Source organism: Streptomyces sp. CRN 30 (assembly GCF_034105845.1).
On the sequence record NZ_JAVRHI010000225.1, the window covers coordinates 1 to 15,637 of the forward strand.

General features: G+C 73.4%; 17 protein-coding genes and 1 pseudogene. 10 read left to right on the top strand and 8 right to left on the bottom strand.

Annotated elements, in window-relative coordinates; all coding sequences use genetic code 11:
• Positions 1-576, top strand: a pseudogene (locus tag UW392_RS24200) (hypothetical protein); the annotation flags it as partial.
• Positions 577-610: 34 nt separating this feature from the next.
• Here the strand turns inward: UW392_RS24200 and UW392_RS24205 are convergent.
• Positions 611-1,969, bottom strand: a complete 1,359-nt coding sequence (locus UW392_RS24205; protein WP_320777207.1) for an ABC transporter substrate-binding protein — start codon at positions 1,967-1,969, stop codon at positions 611-613.
• A 171-nt stretch (positions 1,970-2,140) separates the two neighbouring features.
• Here UW392_RS24205 and UW392_RS24210 point away from each other — a divergent pair, with 171 nt between their 5' ends.
• Entirely contained in the window at positions 2,141-2,587 is a 447-nt protein-coding gene (locus tag UW392_RS24210; protein ID WP_414496682.1) for an SCO4402 family protein, read from the top strand.
• A gap of 89 nt (positions 2,588-2,676) precedes the next feature.
• A complete protein-coding gene (purU, locus tag UW392_RS24215) occupies positions 2,677-3,558 on the top strand; it encodes a formyltetrahydrofolate deformylase (protein ID WP_320777209.1) in 882 nt (293 codons plus the stop codon).
• Positions 3,559-3,576: 18 nt separating this feature from the next.
• Here purU and UW392_RS24220 read toward each other — a convergent pair whose 3' ends face one another.
• Positions 3,577-4,878, bottom strand: a complete 1,302-nt coding sequence (locus tag UW392_RS24220) for a maleylpyruvate isomerase N-terminal domain-containing protein (RefSeq protein ID WP_320777222.1) — start codon at positions 4,876-4,878, stop codon at positions 3,577-3,579.
• Between the two features lie 89 nt (positions 4,879-4,967).
• Positions 4,968-5,543 (bottom strand): sigma-70 family RNA polymerase sigma factor, encoded by a 576-nt coding sequence (locus tag UW392_RS24225; RefSeq protein ID WP_320777210.1) that lies wholly within the window; start codon positions 5,541-5,543, stop codon positions 4,968-4,970.
• 376 nt (positions 5,544-5,919) lie between these two features.
• Between UW392_RS24225 and UW392_RS24230 the strand changes: the two genes are divergently transcribed.
• The 4 genes from UW392_RS24230 to UW392_RS24245 all read left to right on the top strand — a co-directional run bounded on the left by UW392_RS24230 (position 5,920) and on the right by UW392_RS24245 (position 8,777).
• Positions 5,920-6,348: an STAS domain-containing protein gene (locus tag UW392_RS24230; protein ID WP_320777211.1), complete on the top strand. Its 429-nt coding sequence runs from the start codon at positions 5,920-5,922 to the stop codon at positions 6,346-6,348.
• Positions 6,349-6,417: 69 nt separating this feature from the next.
• On the top strand, positions 6,418-6,930 hold the full coding sequence (locus tag UW392_RS24235) for an EF-hand domain-containing protein (RefSeq protein ID WP_320777212.1): 513 nt from the start codon (positions 6,418-6,420) through the stop codon (positions 6,928-6,930).
• A gap of 483 nt (positions 6,931-7,413) precedes the next feature.
• Positions 7,414-7,893 carry an ATP-binding protein gene (locus tag UW392_RS24240; protein ID WP_320777213.1) on the top strand — a complete coding sequence of 160 codons (480 nt, stop codon included), beginning with the start codon at positions 7,414-7,416 and terminating at the stop codon, positions 7,891-7,893.
• Between the two features lie 524 nt (positions 7,894-8,417).
• Entirely contained in the window at positions 8,418-8,777 is a 360-nt protein-coding gene (locus UW392_RS24245) for a nuclear transport factor 2 family protein (RefSeq protein ID WP_320777214.1), read from the top strand.
• Here UW392_RS24245 and UW392_RS24250 read toward each other — a convergent pair.
• Entirely contained in the window at positions 8,764-9,987 is a 1,224-nt protein-coding gene (locus UW392_RS24250) for an NAD(P)/FAD-dependent oxidoreductase (RefSeq protein ID WP_320777215.1), read from the bottom strand. The two genes, UW392_RS24245 and UW392_RS24250, sit on opposite strands and share 14 nt — an antisense overlap.
• 120 nt (positions 9,988-10,107) lie before the next feature.
• Positions 10,108-10,761 (bottom strand): isochorismatase family protein, encoded by a 654-nt coding sequence (locus UW392_RS24255; RefSeq protein WP_320777216.1) that lies wholly within the window; start codon positions 10,759-10,761, stop codon positions 10,108-10,110.
• A 172-nt stretch (positions 10,762-10,933) separates the two neighbouring features.
• Here UW392_RS24255 and UW392_RS24260 point away from each other — a divergent pair, with 172 nt between their 5' ends.
• Positions 10,934-11,596: a GNAT family N-acetyltransferase gene (locus UW392_RS24260; RefSeq protein WP_320777217.1), complete on the top strand. Its 663-nt coding sequence runs from the start codon at positions 10,934-10,936 to the stop codon at positions 11,594-11,596.
• Here the strand turns inward: UW392_RS24260 and UW392_RS24265 are convergent.
• The 3 genes from UW392_RS24265 to UW392_RS24275 form a co-directional block, all read right to left on the bottom strand.
• Complete coding sequence (locus UW392_RS24265; RefSeq protein WP_320777218.1) at positions 11,574-12,245, bottom strand: pyridoxal 5'-phosphate synthase; 672 nt, start codon at positions 12,243-12,245, stop codon at positions 11,574-11,576. The two genes, UW392_RS24260 and UW392_RS24265, sit on opposite strands and share 23 nt — an antisense overlap.
• A 27-nt stretch (positions 12,246-12,272) precedes the next feature.
• Complete coding sequence (locus tag UW392_RS24270) at positions 12,273-12,707, bottom strand: pyridoxamine 5'-phosphate oxidase family protein (RefSeq protein ID WP_320777219.1); 435 nt, start codon at positions 12,705-12,707, stop codon at positions 12,273-12,275.
• Between the two features lie 191 nt (positions 12,708-12,898).
• Positions 12,899-13,528 carry a TetR family transcriptional regulator gene (locus UW392_RS24275; RefSeq protein WP_320777223.1) on the bottom strand — a complete coding sequence of 210 codons (630 nt, stop codon included), beginning with the start codon at positions 13,526-13,528 and terminating at the stop codon, positions 12,899-12,901.
• 220 nt (positions 13,529-13,748) lie between these two features.
• Here UW392_RS24275 and UW392_RS24280 point away from each other — a divergent pair, with 220 nt between their 5' ends.
• Positions 13,749-14,510, top strand: a complete 762-nt coding sequence (locus UW392_RS24280) for a VOC family protein (RefSeq protein ID WP_320777220.1) — start codon at positions 13,749-13,751, stop codon at positions 14,508-14,510.
• Between the two features lie 168 nt (positions 14,511-14,678).
• Positions 14,679-15,637 (top strand): serine/threonine-protein kinase (locus UW392_RS24285; protein WP_320777221.1); only part of this gene is annotated, 959 nt, incomplete at its 3' end.

Genomic DNA, 15,637 nt, shown 5'->3' on the forward strand with positions numbered 1-15,637 from the left:
GCCCTGCTCGGCGGGGGGAGCGGCAGCGGCGGTGGTGGCGGCGAGCAGCAGCAGGGCACCGACCCGGCCGTCGCGGCCGCCGCGTCCGACGCCGCCGCGACGCCGTCCCCGAGCACCGATCCGGTGCAGGAGCAGGCCGTCGCCCTGGACGCGCTGCTGGCGGACAGCGGCGACAGCCGGGAGAGCGTGATCAGCGCGGTCGGGCACGTGAAGGAGTGCAAGGACCTGGAACAGGCGGCCGCCGACCTGCGCGCCGCCGCACAGCAGCGCAACGGCCTCGTCACCCGTCTGGCCGAGCTCCCCGTCGACCGGCTGCCGCACCACGCGGAGCTGACCACCGCGCTCACCAACGCCTGGAAGGCCTCCGAGTCGGCCGACAACCACTACGCCGCGTGGGCCGACCAGGCAGGCGGCAAGAGGGGCTGCCGCAAGGGCCAGGCCCGCACCACGAAGGAGACCCGGGCCGGGAACGAGGCCAGCGCCACGGCCAGCGCCGAGAAGGAGAAGGCCGCGAAGCTGTGGAACGACATCGCCGCCGAGCACGGGCTGACGCAGCGGCAGGCGTCCCAGCTCTGACCCGGCGCCTGCGCCGGCGCCGGAGCGCGCGACCCTACGACGCGCTCTCCAGCGTCTTCCGCACGCTCACGGAGTCCTTGCGCGCGGCCACCAGCCGGCCGTCCCGGACGACCTGGAAGGTGACGTCCGCGTTGACCAGGCGCGGGTAGCCGCCGGCCGCGATGAGGTCCTCGAAGCGCCAGCGGAGCGTCGGCGTGAGCCCGCCCGTGGTCACCTCCAGACCGTCGTCGAGGGCCCGGCGGATGGTGCGTGCGCTGACCTCGCCCTCGCCCAGCTCCTCGACCACGGCCTTGAACACGGTGTACGCCACCCAGGTGGTCTGCACCCCGGGGTCGGTGCCCTCGATGCGGTTGTCGCCGAAGGCGTGCTCGCCGATCACGTCGTTCATGGCGTCCCAGCGCTCGTCGGTCGACTCCGGGTACCAGCCGGTGACGTACGCCCCCTCGTACGGGCCCGAGCTGCCGCCGGTGGAGTTGATCACCGACTGGTCGACGCTGCCGAGCACGGCGCCGGTGCGCACGTCGGGGTAGTCCGCGCGCACGCGCCGGAAGTCGTCCATGAACGTGCCGGTGCGGTCGCCGAGCGAGGGCACCACGCAGCCCGTACCGCTCGCGTCGGCGGTGGCACGGGTGAGCGCCTGCCGGGTCGCGTTCGTGTACTCGGTGGAGTCCTCGGCGGCCGGCTGGTCCGTGACGGCGGCCTGCTTGCCCGTGCGCAGCCCGGCGTCGAGGAGCACCGGCATGGTGTCGCCGACGAGCGAGTCGGGGCGGACCAGGACGACGGTGTCGCAGGCGTCGGCCAGGTGTTCGCCGAGGCCGGCCAGGAGCGCGAACTGGCCACCGTTGACCGGGTAGGAGGTGGGGCTGGTGAACTCGTCGGCGGTGACGCCGTACCCGCCGACGTAGGGGATGCCCGCCGCCTCCAGCGGGGAGAGGAAGGAGCGGCCGTGCTGGCTGTAGGAGCCGAGGACGGCGACGGCGCCCTCGTCGACCGCGCGTTCGGCGCACCGCGCGGCGCCCACGGTGTCGTTGTGGTCGTTGCAGGTCAGGACGTGCAGCTCGCGGCCGTTGAGGCCGCCCTGGGAGTTCACCCAGCGGGCGTAGGCCTCGGCCATGGCCGGCATGCCGGGCTTGTTGGTGGCGGACGTCTCCTCGGGTGCCCACGTCATGACGGTGATCGGCGCGTCCCCGGAACCCCCCGAGATACCGGGGACGACGCCGCATCCGGCGGCGAGCGACGCGCAGGCCGCGAGCGCGCCCGCGGACAGCACGCCGGTCCGCGTGCCGTCCCTCCGCGGGTGCGGCGCGCCGACCTCCGCCGGATCGCCCGCGGTGGGCCGGGCCGGCCGGGTGAGGACGGGGAGGAAGCTGCGCAAGTGTCGCCTACCGGTCATGGAAGCGCACGATTCCGCCACATCGCCAACCTGGCGGTGACGGCCGGTCGACGTGAGGTGGCGCAGGGGTGAATTGCGGGGTGTGATGACCGCATTTCCGCGGGGAACGTACGATCGGTGATCGTGCAAGGTGCGGACAACTCTTCCCGTCGCGGGCGTCGCTCATCCACCATGGGCGGCATGCCACTCAACGACATGCCGTGGTGGCGCTGGCGCAGCAATGTGCGCTCCGCGCTGCACATGCTCTCCGACCCGGCGTTCCAGCGGGACGTCTGGCTGGCCGGTGTCGACGGCTACGGGGACGTCACCGACGCCGTCTACCGCCTGGTGGAGGACACCTGGCTGGACAGCTGGTCCGCCGAGAAGTACGTGGGCACGATCTTCCGCGACTCCCAGGAGGCGGCCCTCGTGGACACCGCCGTGCTGCGGGTGCTGCGGATCATGCACCAGGTGGGGCCGGACGCGCCGGTCGCCGCCTACCTCGACCACCACGCGTGGCCGGAGGCGGTACGGGCGGCCCGCGACGCGCACGTACGGATGTCGGCGAGCGACGGGGAGGACCCGGACACGCCGCCGCGGACGCTCGAGGTGCTGCGCATCCTGACCCGCACGGCCTGAGGACCCGGGGGCCGGGCCCGGGTGCCGACGGGTGACCGCAGAGCGGGACGCCCGCTCGCCCAGGGCCCGTCTGTGAAATTCTGTCCCGCATGAACGAGCAGTCCACCCGAGCCGCGGCCCCCGCCGACCAGTACGTCCTCACCCTCTCCTGCCCGGACAAGCAGGGCATCGTGCACGCCGTGTCGAGCTACCTCTTCATGACCGGCTGCAACATCGAGGACAGTCAGCAGTTCGGCGACCACGACACGGGTCTGTTCTTCATGCGGGTGCACTTCTCCGCCGAGGCCCCGGTGACCGTGGAGAAGCTGCGGGCGAGCTTCGCGGCGATCGGTGACTCCTTCCGGATGGACTGGCAGATCCACCGGCCCGAGGAGCGCATGCGGATCGTCCTCATGGTCAGCAGGTTCGGCCACTGCCTGAACGACCTGCTCTTCCGCGCGCGGACCGGCGCGCTGCCGGTGGACATCGCGGCCGTGGTGTCCAACCACACCGACTTCGCCGAGCTCGTGGCCTCGTACCACATCCCCTTCCACCACATCCCGGTGACGAAGGACACCAAGGCGCAGGCCGAGGCGCGGCTGCTGGAGGTGGTGCGGGAGGAGAACGTCGAGCTCGTCGTCCTCGCCCGCTACATGCAGGTGCTCTCCGACGACCTGTGCAAGCAGCTCAGCGGCCGGATCATCAACATCCACCACTCCTTCCTGCCGAGCTTCAAGGGCGCCAAGCCGTACCACCAGGCCCACGCGCGCGGGGTGAAGCTGATCGGCGCCACCGCGCACTACGTCACCGCCGACCTCGACGAGGGCCCGATCATCGAGCAGGAGGTCCAGCGCGTCGGCCACCAGGTCACCCCGGAGCAGCTGGTCGCCGTCGGCCGGGACGTGGAGTGCCAGGCGCTCGCGCGCGCGGTGAAGTGGCACGCGGAGCGGCGCATCCTGCTGAACGGGCGCCGGACGGTGGTCTTCGCCTAGGTACCTGCGGGCAGGCGTTCACATCCGGCTGAGCGAGGCCGCCGCGTACAGCACGTCCCGGATCGCCTCCCGGTCGCCGTCCTGGCCGGCCGCCGCGTCCTCGGGCGGTACGTGGCCCGCGGCCAGCCGGCAGAACTCCACCCCGTCGAGCGCCACATGGGCCACCTCGTGCGCGGCGGAGCCCACGGCGGCCGGGGAGTCCAGCGGGACCAGCCACTCGCCCCCGCCGAGGCCCTCTATCTCCAGGCGCAGGCTGCGGCCGGGCGCACCGGCCGCCACGAGCCGGCGCTCCTGCCGCGGCGGCCCGGCGAGCCCGGCCCGGCGCCGCTCGGACAGGACCGCGGGCAGCAGCCGGGCCGCCAGGTCGATCATCCGGTGCAGATGGCGCGGCGCGGGCGGCTCGTACGGGTAGTCCACCGCCTCGGCGATGTCCTCCGCGTGGATCCAGCACTCGAAGGCGCGGTCCACCATCGCGTCCCGCAACGGCAGTTCGAAGGCGCCGTAGGGGACGGTGAGCAGGCCGGAGCCGTCGCCCGCGAAGGCCACCGTACGGACCAGGGCGTGGCTCTGCTCGCGCCACGGGACGCGCACCCGCCGGGTCGGCGGGACGGGGGAGGCCCGCCAGTACGCCTCGGTGCGCGCCTGCGGGGTCGGGGCGTCGGCCGGCGCATCGAGGGGGTCCTGGAGGCCGAGCGCGACCGCGACCAGCCCGTCGACGGTCAGCAGGTGGGCGATGATCCCGGCGACGGTCGTCCGGCGGCTCGCCGTGTCCGCGCCGTCGAACCACCGCAGCCGTACCGGGGTGTGCCAGTCGGCGGCCCCGATGTCCTGCAGCAGCGCGTCGAGCCGCGCCACCTCCGCGTCGTACGGCCCGGCCCATTCCGGTACGGGGATGCGGGGCGGCCGGCGGCCCAGGCAGCCCTCCAGGACGCGCGTGCGCAGCCCCGGGTCCACGTCGAGGCTCTCCGCCGGGTGCAGCAGGCCCACGGCCCCGCGCAGCCGCAGCGCCTCCTCGGCGCAGGCACCGCAGACGCCGAGGTGGTCCTCCACGGCCGCCGTCTCCTCGGGCGCGCAGACGGCCAGCGCCCAGGCTCCGAGCAGCGACTTCAGCACCGGGTGCGGCAGGGCCGGCGGTAAGGGAGGCGGACCGGGCAGCGGCAGCCCGGTGTCCTCGACGGGCGACCGGGGCAGCGGTATGCGCGGCGGCCGGCCCTCCTCGGGCCCGCCGCCGTTGCCGGGGCCGCCCGGGGCCCGCGGGCCGCCGGGGCCCCCGGGACCGCCCCGACCGCCCGGACCGTCCGTGCCCTCCGCGCTTCCCACGTCCCGGCTCCCGTGCTCCTCGTCGCCCGCGCCCCCGCCCCCGCCCTCGCCGTGCTCCCCGTACGTCTCGAAACGGTCCGCGCTCCCGGTCACCCCGCACCCCCGTGGTCGGGCGGGGTCCCGGAGGGGCCCGTGTCGTGGGCGGTGGCCAGGAGCTGGAGGCCGAGGCGGAGCCGGCGGCGGGCCTCGTCCTCGGTGATACCCAGATCGGCGGCCGTCTGGCGGTAGGTCCGGCGCTGGAAGTAGGCACGCTCCAGGGCGGCGCGCAGCGGTGCGGGCATGGAGGTGACGATGTAGTCGGCGCGGGCGGCCACCGAGGCGCTGCGCACCTTGCGCTCCAGCTCTTCCGCGCCACCGCCGTCGGTGAGCGCCGCGGCCTCGGTGGCGCGCAGTCGCCGTACGGCGAGGCGGTGGGTGAGGGCGGCCATCCAGGAGCGCAGCGGGCCCTGCCGGGGGTCGTACGACTCCGGGTCCTCCCAGACATGAACGAACACTTCGCGGGTGATTCCGTCGGCCGCCTGTTCGTCTCCGAGCACGCGATGGGCGAGGCCGTGCACAAGTGAAGCGAACCGGTCGTAGAGCTCGCCGAGCGCCGCCGCCTCACCGCGCGCCAGCCGTTGCTGCATCTTGCGGTCCCAGCGGGGTGGTGTGTCCCTCGTCGCCATGTGCCCCCTCTCCCTGCCCGTGCCTGCGCCGTTCCGGGTGCGGCGGGGTGCCCGCCGCCCTCCTGAATGTAGTCGGCACGTCCCTGGGCGCACGCCCCTTTGTGGCAATGTGCGCCCCCGGTGCGGCGGAAGGTGGTATGGACCGGACATCGGTTCTCTTTGGCCCGCTTTACGTCGAAGAAGGTTCTTGCCCTGCGCACTATCGCCCAGGCGTGACTGAAATGGATTGGATGCGACTAGTCAGGCCCGAAATGGCTAGTCTTGGCCCATACTTTCGGCCAGTCGTCGGTGTTTCATGGAAATCACGGTGGGGCAGCCGCGCTGGAAGAAGCGAAATGGCAGCTTCCGGTTATCCGGTGGGTGGCGACTGAGAGGCGTGGCAGTGACGCTCGAGGTGACCGGCGGACAGCGCGGTGAGTGGGCCGTGCTCCATGTGTCGGGCGAGATGGACCTGGTGACCTCCCCGGTGCTGCGCCGACGCGTGCACGCAGCCGTGGCCGACGGGCGCCGCAGCCTCGTCCTGGACCTGTCGGGGGTCGTCTTCTGCGACTCCAGCGGCGTCGGCGTGCTCATCGCCACCCGCCGCCTCATACGGTCCTGTCAGGGCCGGCTGCGCCTGATCCTGCCGGCCGCCGGGAGGACCGCCGCGGGGCCGGGTTCCACCGGACGCCCGCAGGGCGCGCACGTCAACCGCGTCCTCGGCGCCCTCGGCGTCCGCCGTCTCTTCGAGGTGCACCCGGACGTGGCCTCGGCCGTCGCCCCGGCGCCGGACGACGGCGAGGAGGCCGGTCCGCTGTCGGCATGACGGCGCCGCGACGACGTACGCTCCGTGCCAGAAACCCCACGTGACGACGGAAGGCGGGCCCGAACAGACATGGTCAGCAGCGAGTACGAACGCAGGATCGCCGCCCGGTTCGCCACCTTCGACCAGGACGGCAACGGCTGGATCGACCGGGCGGACTTCAGTGCGGCGGCCAAGGCCGTCCTCACCGAGTTCGCCACCACGGCCCGGTCCGACCGGGGGCAGGCCCTGTACAGCGGTGCCGAGGCCTTCTGGCAGGGCATGGCGGGGATAGCGGACCGGGACGGCGACCAGCGCATCACCCGTGAGGAGTTCGTGAACGGCGCCGTCAAGCGGCTGCGCGACAACCCCGACCGGTTCGCCGAGATCGCCCGCCCCTTCCTGCACGCGGCCCTCGCCGTCGCGGACGCCGACGGCGACGGAGCGGCCACCGTGGAGGACACCGTCCGTGTCCTCAGAGCCCTCGGCGTGCCCGAGGAGACCGCCGCCGGCGCCGCCGCGGGTCTCGACGCCGACGCCGACGGCCGGGTGGGCGAGACGGAGGTCGTGACGGCGATCGCGCGCTACTTCACGGTGCCGGAGTAGTCCGGCCCCCGGGCCGGAGCGGTCCCGTACCGATCGAGTACCGCTTCCCGGCAGTTACCGAGCGTTGACTCCGGGTCGTGTCCTGCACGTGACTCGTCACAACCCGGAGTCGGGGTTCCGCTCCGGTAGCTTGTGGGGGATGCGCGTGGTGACGGGGCCCGGCCGCCCCGGTGTTGCCCCCGGGGCGGCCCCGGAATTCCGGCGATCCGTGCCGCTCACCGAGGTGGGTGCGGGGTTGCCGCCACTTGTTCGACTCGTCGCCGAGAGCGTCGCACAGTATGCCGCAGGCGTACTCCTTCGCGCTGGAATATGCCCGAAGCGCTTGTTGGGGTGACTCTGCGTCAACCATGCTGGGGATTATGGGGATCACGCTGGGTGATCCCGGTGTGGGCCACGGAGACGATGGCCGATCAGAAGACGACCACGATCGTGGCCTGGTCCAGGCCCGAGGCGATGTGTCCGCCGGTTCGGATGGTGTGAGCGGTGCAGGTGCTTCAAGTGCAGCTGGAGGTCCGGCCCGACCCCGCGGAGGTGGGGCGCGCCCGCAAGTGGGCCCGTTCTCGGCTGGCCGGCTCCGGGATAGGAGCCGACGAGCCGCTGGCCGAAACGCTCATCCTGCTCGTGTCCGAGCTGGTCACCAACGCGGTGGTGCACACCGGCTGTCCGGCGGTGCTGCGGCTGCTGCTGCGGGAACCGCCCGGCGGCGCCGCGGGGACCGTGCGCCTGGAGGTGGCCGACGCCTGTGACCGGCCCCCGGCACCGCGGTGCGCGGAGGGCGACGACACCAACGGGCGGGGCCTGGCCCTCGTCGAAGGGCTCGCCGACCGCTGGGGGTGGAACGCCGAGGGTGTCGGCAAGCGCATCTGGTGCGAACTGGACCAGTGCGCGGCCCTCCCGGAGCCCGCCACGGTCCCGGCCGCCGCGTCGGCGACGTACCAGGGGCTGACCTACGAGGCCGTGTAGCCAGGGTTCCGTGTCCCCCCCCGCCACCGGGCCTCGCACGACGCGCGCGCCCGCGCGCCGGTGCACGGGGCCCAACCGGCGCGGCGGCGGGCGCGGTTGAGTGCGCCGGGACGTGCTTCCGTACGCGCCGTCATCAGCAGGGTCACGGCCGTCGAATCACCGAGGGGGTGTTGACGTGGCGTGTCCGTTTGATCACGCTTGTGGTCAGCGATTCGCCGTGAGGGGACGACGAGGGGTCCGGTGACGGGAACCCTCGACGAGTGTGGGTCGTGACCGGCGCCGGCTCCCACAGGGACGGGCGACCCGCCGCGGTGGATCGTCCGGGGAGCGCGTACGAACGCGCCGGAGCCGGATGGCGGCGCGCGGTGCCGCGCTCGGGGCGAGCAGCGACGCGCCGCCAGCCGGAACTCCTCCACAGCCTGTGGACGACCTCCGGGTCGCGCATCACGCGCGGGGCGATGAGTTCCGGGGCCGACGGCAGTCCTAGAGGGGCCAGCCGAAGTCCGCAGAAACGGAGTCGTCACATGACCGGCACGTCCCCGCGCAAGGCAGTCGTCGAGACGTACATCGAGGGCTTCCGGCGGAGCGACCACGCCATGATCCTGTCCTGCCTCGCGGAGGACGTGGTGTGGGAGATGCACGGCCGCACCACGCTCCGGGGCAAGGAGGCGTTCGACGCCGAGATCGGGAACGACGCCTTCGAGGGCGGTCCCGAGCTGTGGCTGGACCGCCTGGTCGAGGAGGGCGACACCGTCGTCGCGACCGGCGGCGGCCGGACCCGCAGGAAGGACGGCGAGGTGCTGGGCTTCCTCTTCTCCGACGTGTTCACGTTCACCGGCGACGCGATCAGCCGCCTGGAGACCTACCAGGTCAACCTCGTCTGACCCCGCGGGCGCGGTTGCGGGCGACCGCCTTCGCGATCCGGCCGGCGTCGGCGGCGATCTCGCGGAGCATGCCGCTGATCGGGTTGGTGTAGCCGGTGAAGTACAGACCGGGGGCGTGCGCCAGGGTGCGGGCGCCGTGGGTGAGGGGTCTGCCACGGCCGTCGAGGACGTCGAGGTGGCCGACTACCTCCTCGAGGCCGCGCCGGTACCCGGTGGCGGCGATCACGGCGTCGGCCGCCACGCGCGAGCCGTCCGCGAGGACCACCTCGCCGTCCTCGAAGCCCTCCACCGCGGCCACGATCTCGACCCGCCCGCGCCGCACGGCGTCGACGAGGCCGACGTCCTGGACGGGGATGGCGCCCTCGCGCACCCGGGTGTAGAGGCCGGTGGCGGGACGGGGCAGCCCGTGGGCGGCCAGGTCCGGGACGCTGACCCGGCTCACCGCCCGGGCGAGCAGGTCGACGAGGGGGACGGGCAGCCGGCGGACGGCGACGGCCGAGTACTGGGCCGCCCAGCCCGCCGTGGAGCGGCGCACGATGTGCGGCGGGGTGCGCACGGCGAGCCGTACCCGCGCGGCGCCGCCCTCGGCCAGGTCGGCGGCTATCTCGGCGCCCGTGTTGCCGATGCCGACGACCAGGACGTCGCGGCCGGCGTAGGGCTCCGCGTCGCGGTACTCGCGCGCGTGCAGCAGCTCACCGGCGTACGTGTCGCGGCCGGGCCACTCGGGCAGTCGCGGCGTGTGGTTGAACCCGGTGGCGACGACGACCGCGCTGCCGGTCAGTTCGCGGCCGCCGGTGGCGCGCAGCAGCCAGCCTCCCCCGCCCCCGGCCTCGCTCGACCGGGAGGTGCCCCCGCCGTCGGGGAGCCGTTCCACGCGGGACACCTCGACACCGGTGACGACCTCCAGCTCGTGGTACTCGGCGTACTTCTCCAGGTAGCGCACCATGTCGGCGCGCGACACCCAGCGCCCGAACCGGCGCGGCATCGGCAGCCCGGGCAGCGACGACAGCCGCCGGGTGGTGTGCAGGTGCAGCCGGTCGTAGTGCCGGCGCCAGGACGCGCCGACCCGGTCGGACTTCTCCAGCACGACGGCGCGTACGCCGTGGGCGCGCAGGGCGTACGCCACGGACAGCCCGCCGGGGCCGCCGCCGATGACGTACACGGGGAGGTCGGACGCCGGGGATCTGGTGGACGCGGGGGAGTCGGCCATGCGCCTGAGCGTAGGCGCGGGGGGAGTTGATGGGTCTCGGTCACGCGCGGAATCGGTTGCGGTCTGATCACGGCAGGGGCCGGCCGCCTCACGGAGCCGGCGCGTCACGGGGCAGGCGCGTCACGGGGGCAGGTGCGGCAGGCAGTGGCGTACGTGGGCCGTGGTGGTGACGACCGCGCAGCAGCCGGCTGCGTGCTCCAGGGCGTCGGTGTGCAGCCGCTGGGTGAAGTCGGCGGTGGCGTCGGCGACCAGGAAGGGCTGGACGGTGTGGGCGAACGCGTCCAGGGCGGTGTGGAGGATGCCGATGTGGGTGTAGACGCCGCACAGCAGGAGCTGGTCGCGGCCGAGGGCACGGAGGAGGCCGAGGAGGGGGGTGCGGTGGAAGGCGCTGTAGCGGTGCTTGGTGATGACGGTGTCGCCGGGGCGTGGCGCGAGGTCGTGGTGGATGGCGTGGTGCTCACCGTTGCCGGGCAGGCCCGGCCCCCAGAAGTCGGTGAGCAGTCCGCGCTGTTCCACCGGGGCGCCGCCGGGCTGGGCGGTGTAGAGCACGGGGATGCCGGTGCGGTCGCTGAGGGCGCGCAGGACGAGGGTGTTGGCCAGCAGGTCGGTCAGGGGCGGCCGGTCGGCGGGGTAGGAGGTGAGGAAGTAGCGCTGCATGTCGTGGATGAGGAGCGCCACGCGGTGCGTCTCGGGCTGCCAGGGAGCGGTGTTGGCGGGGAGCTGGTGTGGGGCGGGCATGGCGTAGGGGGTGATCACGGGGAGCTGTCGGTACATGGTGTCCGTAGTAGCAACGCGGTCCCGCCGCGCCCAGGTTCCAATCAGGACGAAGCCGCTCGTGCCAGGGCCTGACCTGCCGTTGTATACCGTCTCGGGCCACCGTGGCACACCGGGCCCGGGACCTCGCCCCGGGTGCGGGGAGGAGGTCCGTGCGGGTTTCAATGGGGCGATGGCCGACCTCGAGAACCACATAGAGACCCAGCAGTCCCAGCAGCTCCTTTCGCCCCTCCCCTCCCACGCTCCTTCCTCCGTCGAGCTGCGCGGTCACGGGTTGCGGCTGCGGTCCTGGGACCCGGAGTCCGACGCGGACGTCGACGCGTGGCTGCGGGGGCTGTCCGACCCGGAGTTCCTGCGCTGGAACACACCGGTGCGGCCGGTCGAGACCGCCGAGGACGCCCGGGAGTCGCTGCGGCTGCGGTCCGAGTGGGACGCGGAGGGCCGGAGTGCGTCGTTCTGCGTCACGGACGAGGCGGGCGGGGAGCGGCTCGGGCACATCGGCATCAACGAGATCAACGGCTTCATGCGGGTGGCCGTCGTCGGCTACTGGGTCCTGCCCGAGGCCCGCGGCCACGGCGTCGCGGGCCGGGCGCTCCGGCTCGCCGCCCGCCACGCCTTCGCGGAACTGGGCGTCCACCGCCTCGAACTGGGCCACGCCCTGGGCCACGGGGCCTCGTGCCGCATTGCGGAGCGCTGCGGATTCGCGTACGAGGGCACACGGCGCGGCGGGATGTTCGAGGCCGGCCGGTACGACGCGTTCCGTGACGTGCACGCGCACGCTCGCCTCGCCACGGACCCGGAGCCCGGGCCGGTCACGGCCACAGCAGCTCCCTGAGCCAGTCCTCCCCCCGGCGCCGGTACGCCAGCCGTACGTGCCGCCGCCGCTCGTCCCCCTGGAAGAACTCCACCTCGTCCGGCTCCAGCACGTACACCGTCCAGGAGGGCACCGCCGCGTCCGGCTCGCGCCGCGCGCGGGCCCAGGCGTCCTCCGAGGCCCGCTCCAGCTCCGACGACGAGGTCAGTACGTCGCTCTGGCGGCCCACCAGCGCGGCGGCCAGCGCCCCCGTGGAGCGGGCGTGCAGGTCGGCGTGGGCCACCTCGGCGGGCGCGGTCCGCACCGGGCCCCGTACGCGCACCTGGCGGCCCTGGACGGGCCAGTAGAAGCCGAGCGCCGCGTACGGCCGGTCCGCCAGCTGCCGGCCCTTCCGGCTGCCCGCGTGCGAGGCGAAGTGCCAGCCGTCCTCGTCGGCGCCGTGCAGCATCACCGTCCGTACGTCCGGTGCGCCGTCCGCGCCGGCCGTGGCGAGGGACAGGGTGTGCGGCTCGGGCTGCCCGGCCGCCGCGGCCTCCGCCAGCCAGCGCCGGAACAGCGGCAGCGGCCGGCCGGGAGCCGTGTCCGGGTCGAAGGGCGGCAGCTCGGTGGCGTCCGGGTCCCACACCCGCAGTGATCGCAGCAGTGCGGAGAAATCGCTGTCGTCGCTCATGCCCCGATTGTCACGCGCTCCGGGCCCTCAGATGTCCGCCACCGCTCCGAGGTCGGACGACACCCAGCGCTCGGGCCGCATCCGGACGATCACCTGCTCGCCGTGGTTCTCCCAGGAGAAGTCGACGTAGGCGTCGACCTTGTCGGCCGGCAGGTAGCGGGCCGAGATGTCGCGGAGGAGTTCGACGGTCGCGGGGACGGTCTCGACGACGGGGCCCTCGACCGACACGTACCGGATGGTGGGTTCGGTCCGGTCCACCATCAGGGAGAACCGGCCCGCCTCGCTGATCAGCCGGTTCTTGCGGGAATCGAGTTCCGTGATGATCCAGACGTCGCCACCGGGCTCGTACCGGTACCAGATCGGCACGGTCAGCGGGGCCCTCCCCGGCCCGGCGTCCACCGCGAGCGCGGCGATGTGCGGTTCGGTCAGGAACTCCTCGCGTGCTGCGCGGGTCAGGGCCATCGTGGTCTCCTTCGGCGGTGCGTACGCGGGCGTCTTCGTCCCCCTCTTCAGCGACGACCGCACCGCCGGGTATTCCGGGGGGCCGCGGATACGCCACGGGCGGCGGTGCACGGACGCGTCCCGCGCGTCCGTGCACCGCCGCCCGCTTGACAGGACGTGAGCCGGTGAGCGCCTCCCGGGCGCCGTACGGGTTACTTCATGGGCTTCTTGCCCGTGACGCCGAGGTGGACCAACAGTGCCAGGTTGGGGCGGAGTTCGGCGGGCTTGACGCCCTGGAAGCCCTTCTGGTGGGAGGCCACCGAGGCGAGCATCGCGATGAGGGAGCCCGCGACGGCCGCGGGGTTGACGTCCTTGTCGATGCGGCCCTTTGACTGGAGTTCGGTGACCGTGGCGGCCAGGGAGCCCGTCACGGAGTTGAGGATCTTCGCACGGATGCGCGCGAAGCGCTTGTCGCCCTCGGCGGCGCCCAGGTCGACTACGCGCAGCAGCGCGTCGTTGCGCTTGTAGAAGTCCAGGAAGCCGTCGACGAGGTTCTGGGCGGTCTGCCAGCCGGCCCGGCCGGCCCAGGAGCCGCCCTCGAGCACCTCGCTCAACCCGGCGCCCTCCCGCGCCATTTGCTCGGCGAGCTCCAGGACGGCGCCCTCGACGTCCGGGAAGTACTGGTAGAACGTCGCGGGCGAAGTGCCTGCCTTCCGGGCGACATCGATGACCTTGACGTCCCGGTACGGGGAGGAGCTGAGCATCTCGCTGAGGCAGTCGAGCAGCTTCTGCCGGGTCGCCTGCCCACGCCGGCCGGCCACGCGGCCGTCGACGGTACGCACTTGTCCTGTCATGTCGTCAGCTTACCGAGGGGTGATCTGAGCGCGATTCGGCCGACTGCAAATGGGGAGCACGGCTTTCACCAAGGGCTTCGTGAAGTGCGCTGGGTCCCGGATGGCGTGATTCATTCGCTCCGGCCCCTCCCGGCACGCCGGTGCCCGGGCGAACCGGACGGCCCACTTCCGCAGCGCACGTCACGGGAAACCCGTCTAGCTTGGCCACATGGCCGAAACCGCGGCAGTCCATGCGTACGGGGAGGGCGTGCCCTGCTGGGTCGACGCCCGGCTGCCCGACGTCGAGGCGGGCAAGCGGTTCTACGGCGGGCTCTTCGGCTGGACCTTCCACGCGGTGCACGACGACTCCGTGTGGGCCTTCCTGGACGGTGAACCCGTCGCCGAGCTGGCCCCCAAGCGGGACGGGCGCCTGCCGACCGTCTGGACCGTCCATTTCGCCACCCCGGACATCACCGCCCTCGTCGGGCGGATCCGCGCGGCCGGCGGGCAGGTCATCACGCCGCCCGAGCAGGTCGGCACCCTCGGCACGGCGGCCCTCGCCACCGATCCGGAGGGCGCCGTCCTCGGACTGTGGCAGCCCGGCACCCGCCGCGGCTTCGGGCGCCGCCACGTCGCGGGCGCCTTCACCTGGGCCCAGCTGTACGCCCGGGACGTCTCCGTCGCCGAGTCCTTCTACGGGCACGTCTTCCACCAGGCACTCTTCGGCCCCGGTGCCGCCCCGGACTTCGGGCGCGCCGCGCTCTCCGAGGTGTTCCCGCCCGAGATGCCGCCGCACTTCCTCGTCCACTTCGCCGTGCCGGACCTCAGGGGGGCGCTGCGGACGGTGCAGGAGCTCGGGGGACGGGTGCAGGCGCTGCCGTTCGGGGCCTCGTACGGGCACGTCGCCGTGGTCACGGACGACCAGGGGGCGTCGTTCGCGCTGCTGCAGCGGGAGTGGCTGGGCCGGACCTCCGCCCCATCGGGACCGTAATCAGCTGATTTGCCCCGAGACACCCCGATATACCCCCGGGTTCGCAACAGGTCGCCCAGGAAGGAAGAATCGGGGTGCGTGCCGCCATGGCGGTGCCGTGGTGAGACGCTGCACGGGGTCGCGGGCAATCGAGGGCGACGCGGCCCGTACGGGGAGGTGGCAGGGCAAGTGGTGGATCAGCTGACGCAGCACGATCCGCGCCGGATCGGGCCGTTCGAGGTGCTGGGCCGGCTGGGTGCCGGCGGCATGGGGCTGGTCTATCTGGCGCGGTCGGCATCGGGCCGGCGAGTGGCGATCAAGACGGTCAGGACGGAACTCGCCGAGGACCAGCTGTTCCGGGTCCGCTTCACCCGCGAGGTCGAGGCGGCCCGCGCGGTGTCCGGGTTCTACACGGCGGCGGTGGTGGACGCCGATCCGCGCGCCGCCGTGCCGTGGCTCGCGACCGCGTACGTGCCCGCGCCCTCGCTCGAGGAGATAGTGAACGAGTGCGGGCCGCTGCCCGCCCAGGCCGTGCGCTGGCTCGCGGCGGGCGTCGCGGAGGCCCTGCAGTCCATCCACGGCGCCGGTCTCGTCCACCGCGACCTCAAGCCGTCCAACGTGCTCGTGGTCGAGGACGGACCGCGCGTCATCGACTTCGGCATCGCCTCCGGGGTGTCCAACACCCGGCTGACCATGACCAACGTCGCCGTCGGCACCCCCGCCTACATGTCGCCCGAGCAGGCCAAGGACTCCCGCAGCGTCACCGGCGCCAGCGATGTCTTCTCGCTCGGCTCGATGCTGGTCTTCGCGGCGACCGGACACGCGCCCTTCCACGGCGCCAACCCCGTCGAGACCGTGTTCATGCTGCTCCGGGAGGGTCCGGACCTCAGCGGACTGCCGGACGAGCTGCGGCCGCTGATCGAGTCGTGCATGCAGATGGAGGCGACCGCGCGCCCCAACCCGGCCGACCTCCAGGCCCAGCTCGCACCCCACCTGTTCGGCTCCGGCTCCGACGACAGCGGTACGGCGTCCGCGTGGCTGCCCGAGAAGGCGGTCTCCCTCATCGAGGCGCGGCGCGGCGGCCGCCCGGCGATCAAGCCGCAGACCGGGGGCGCCGGCGCGCGCAGCGGGGGAGGCGCGGTCCCCGC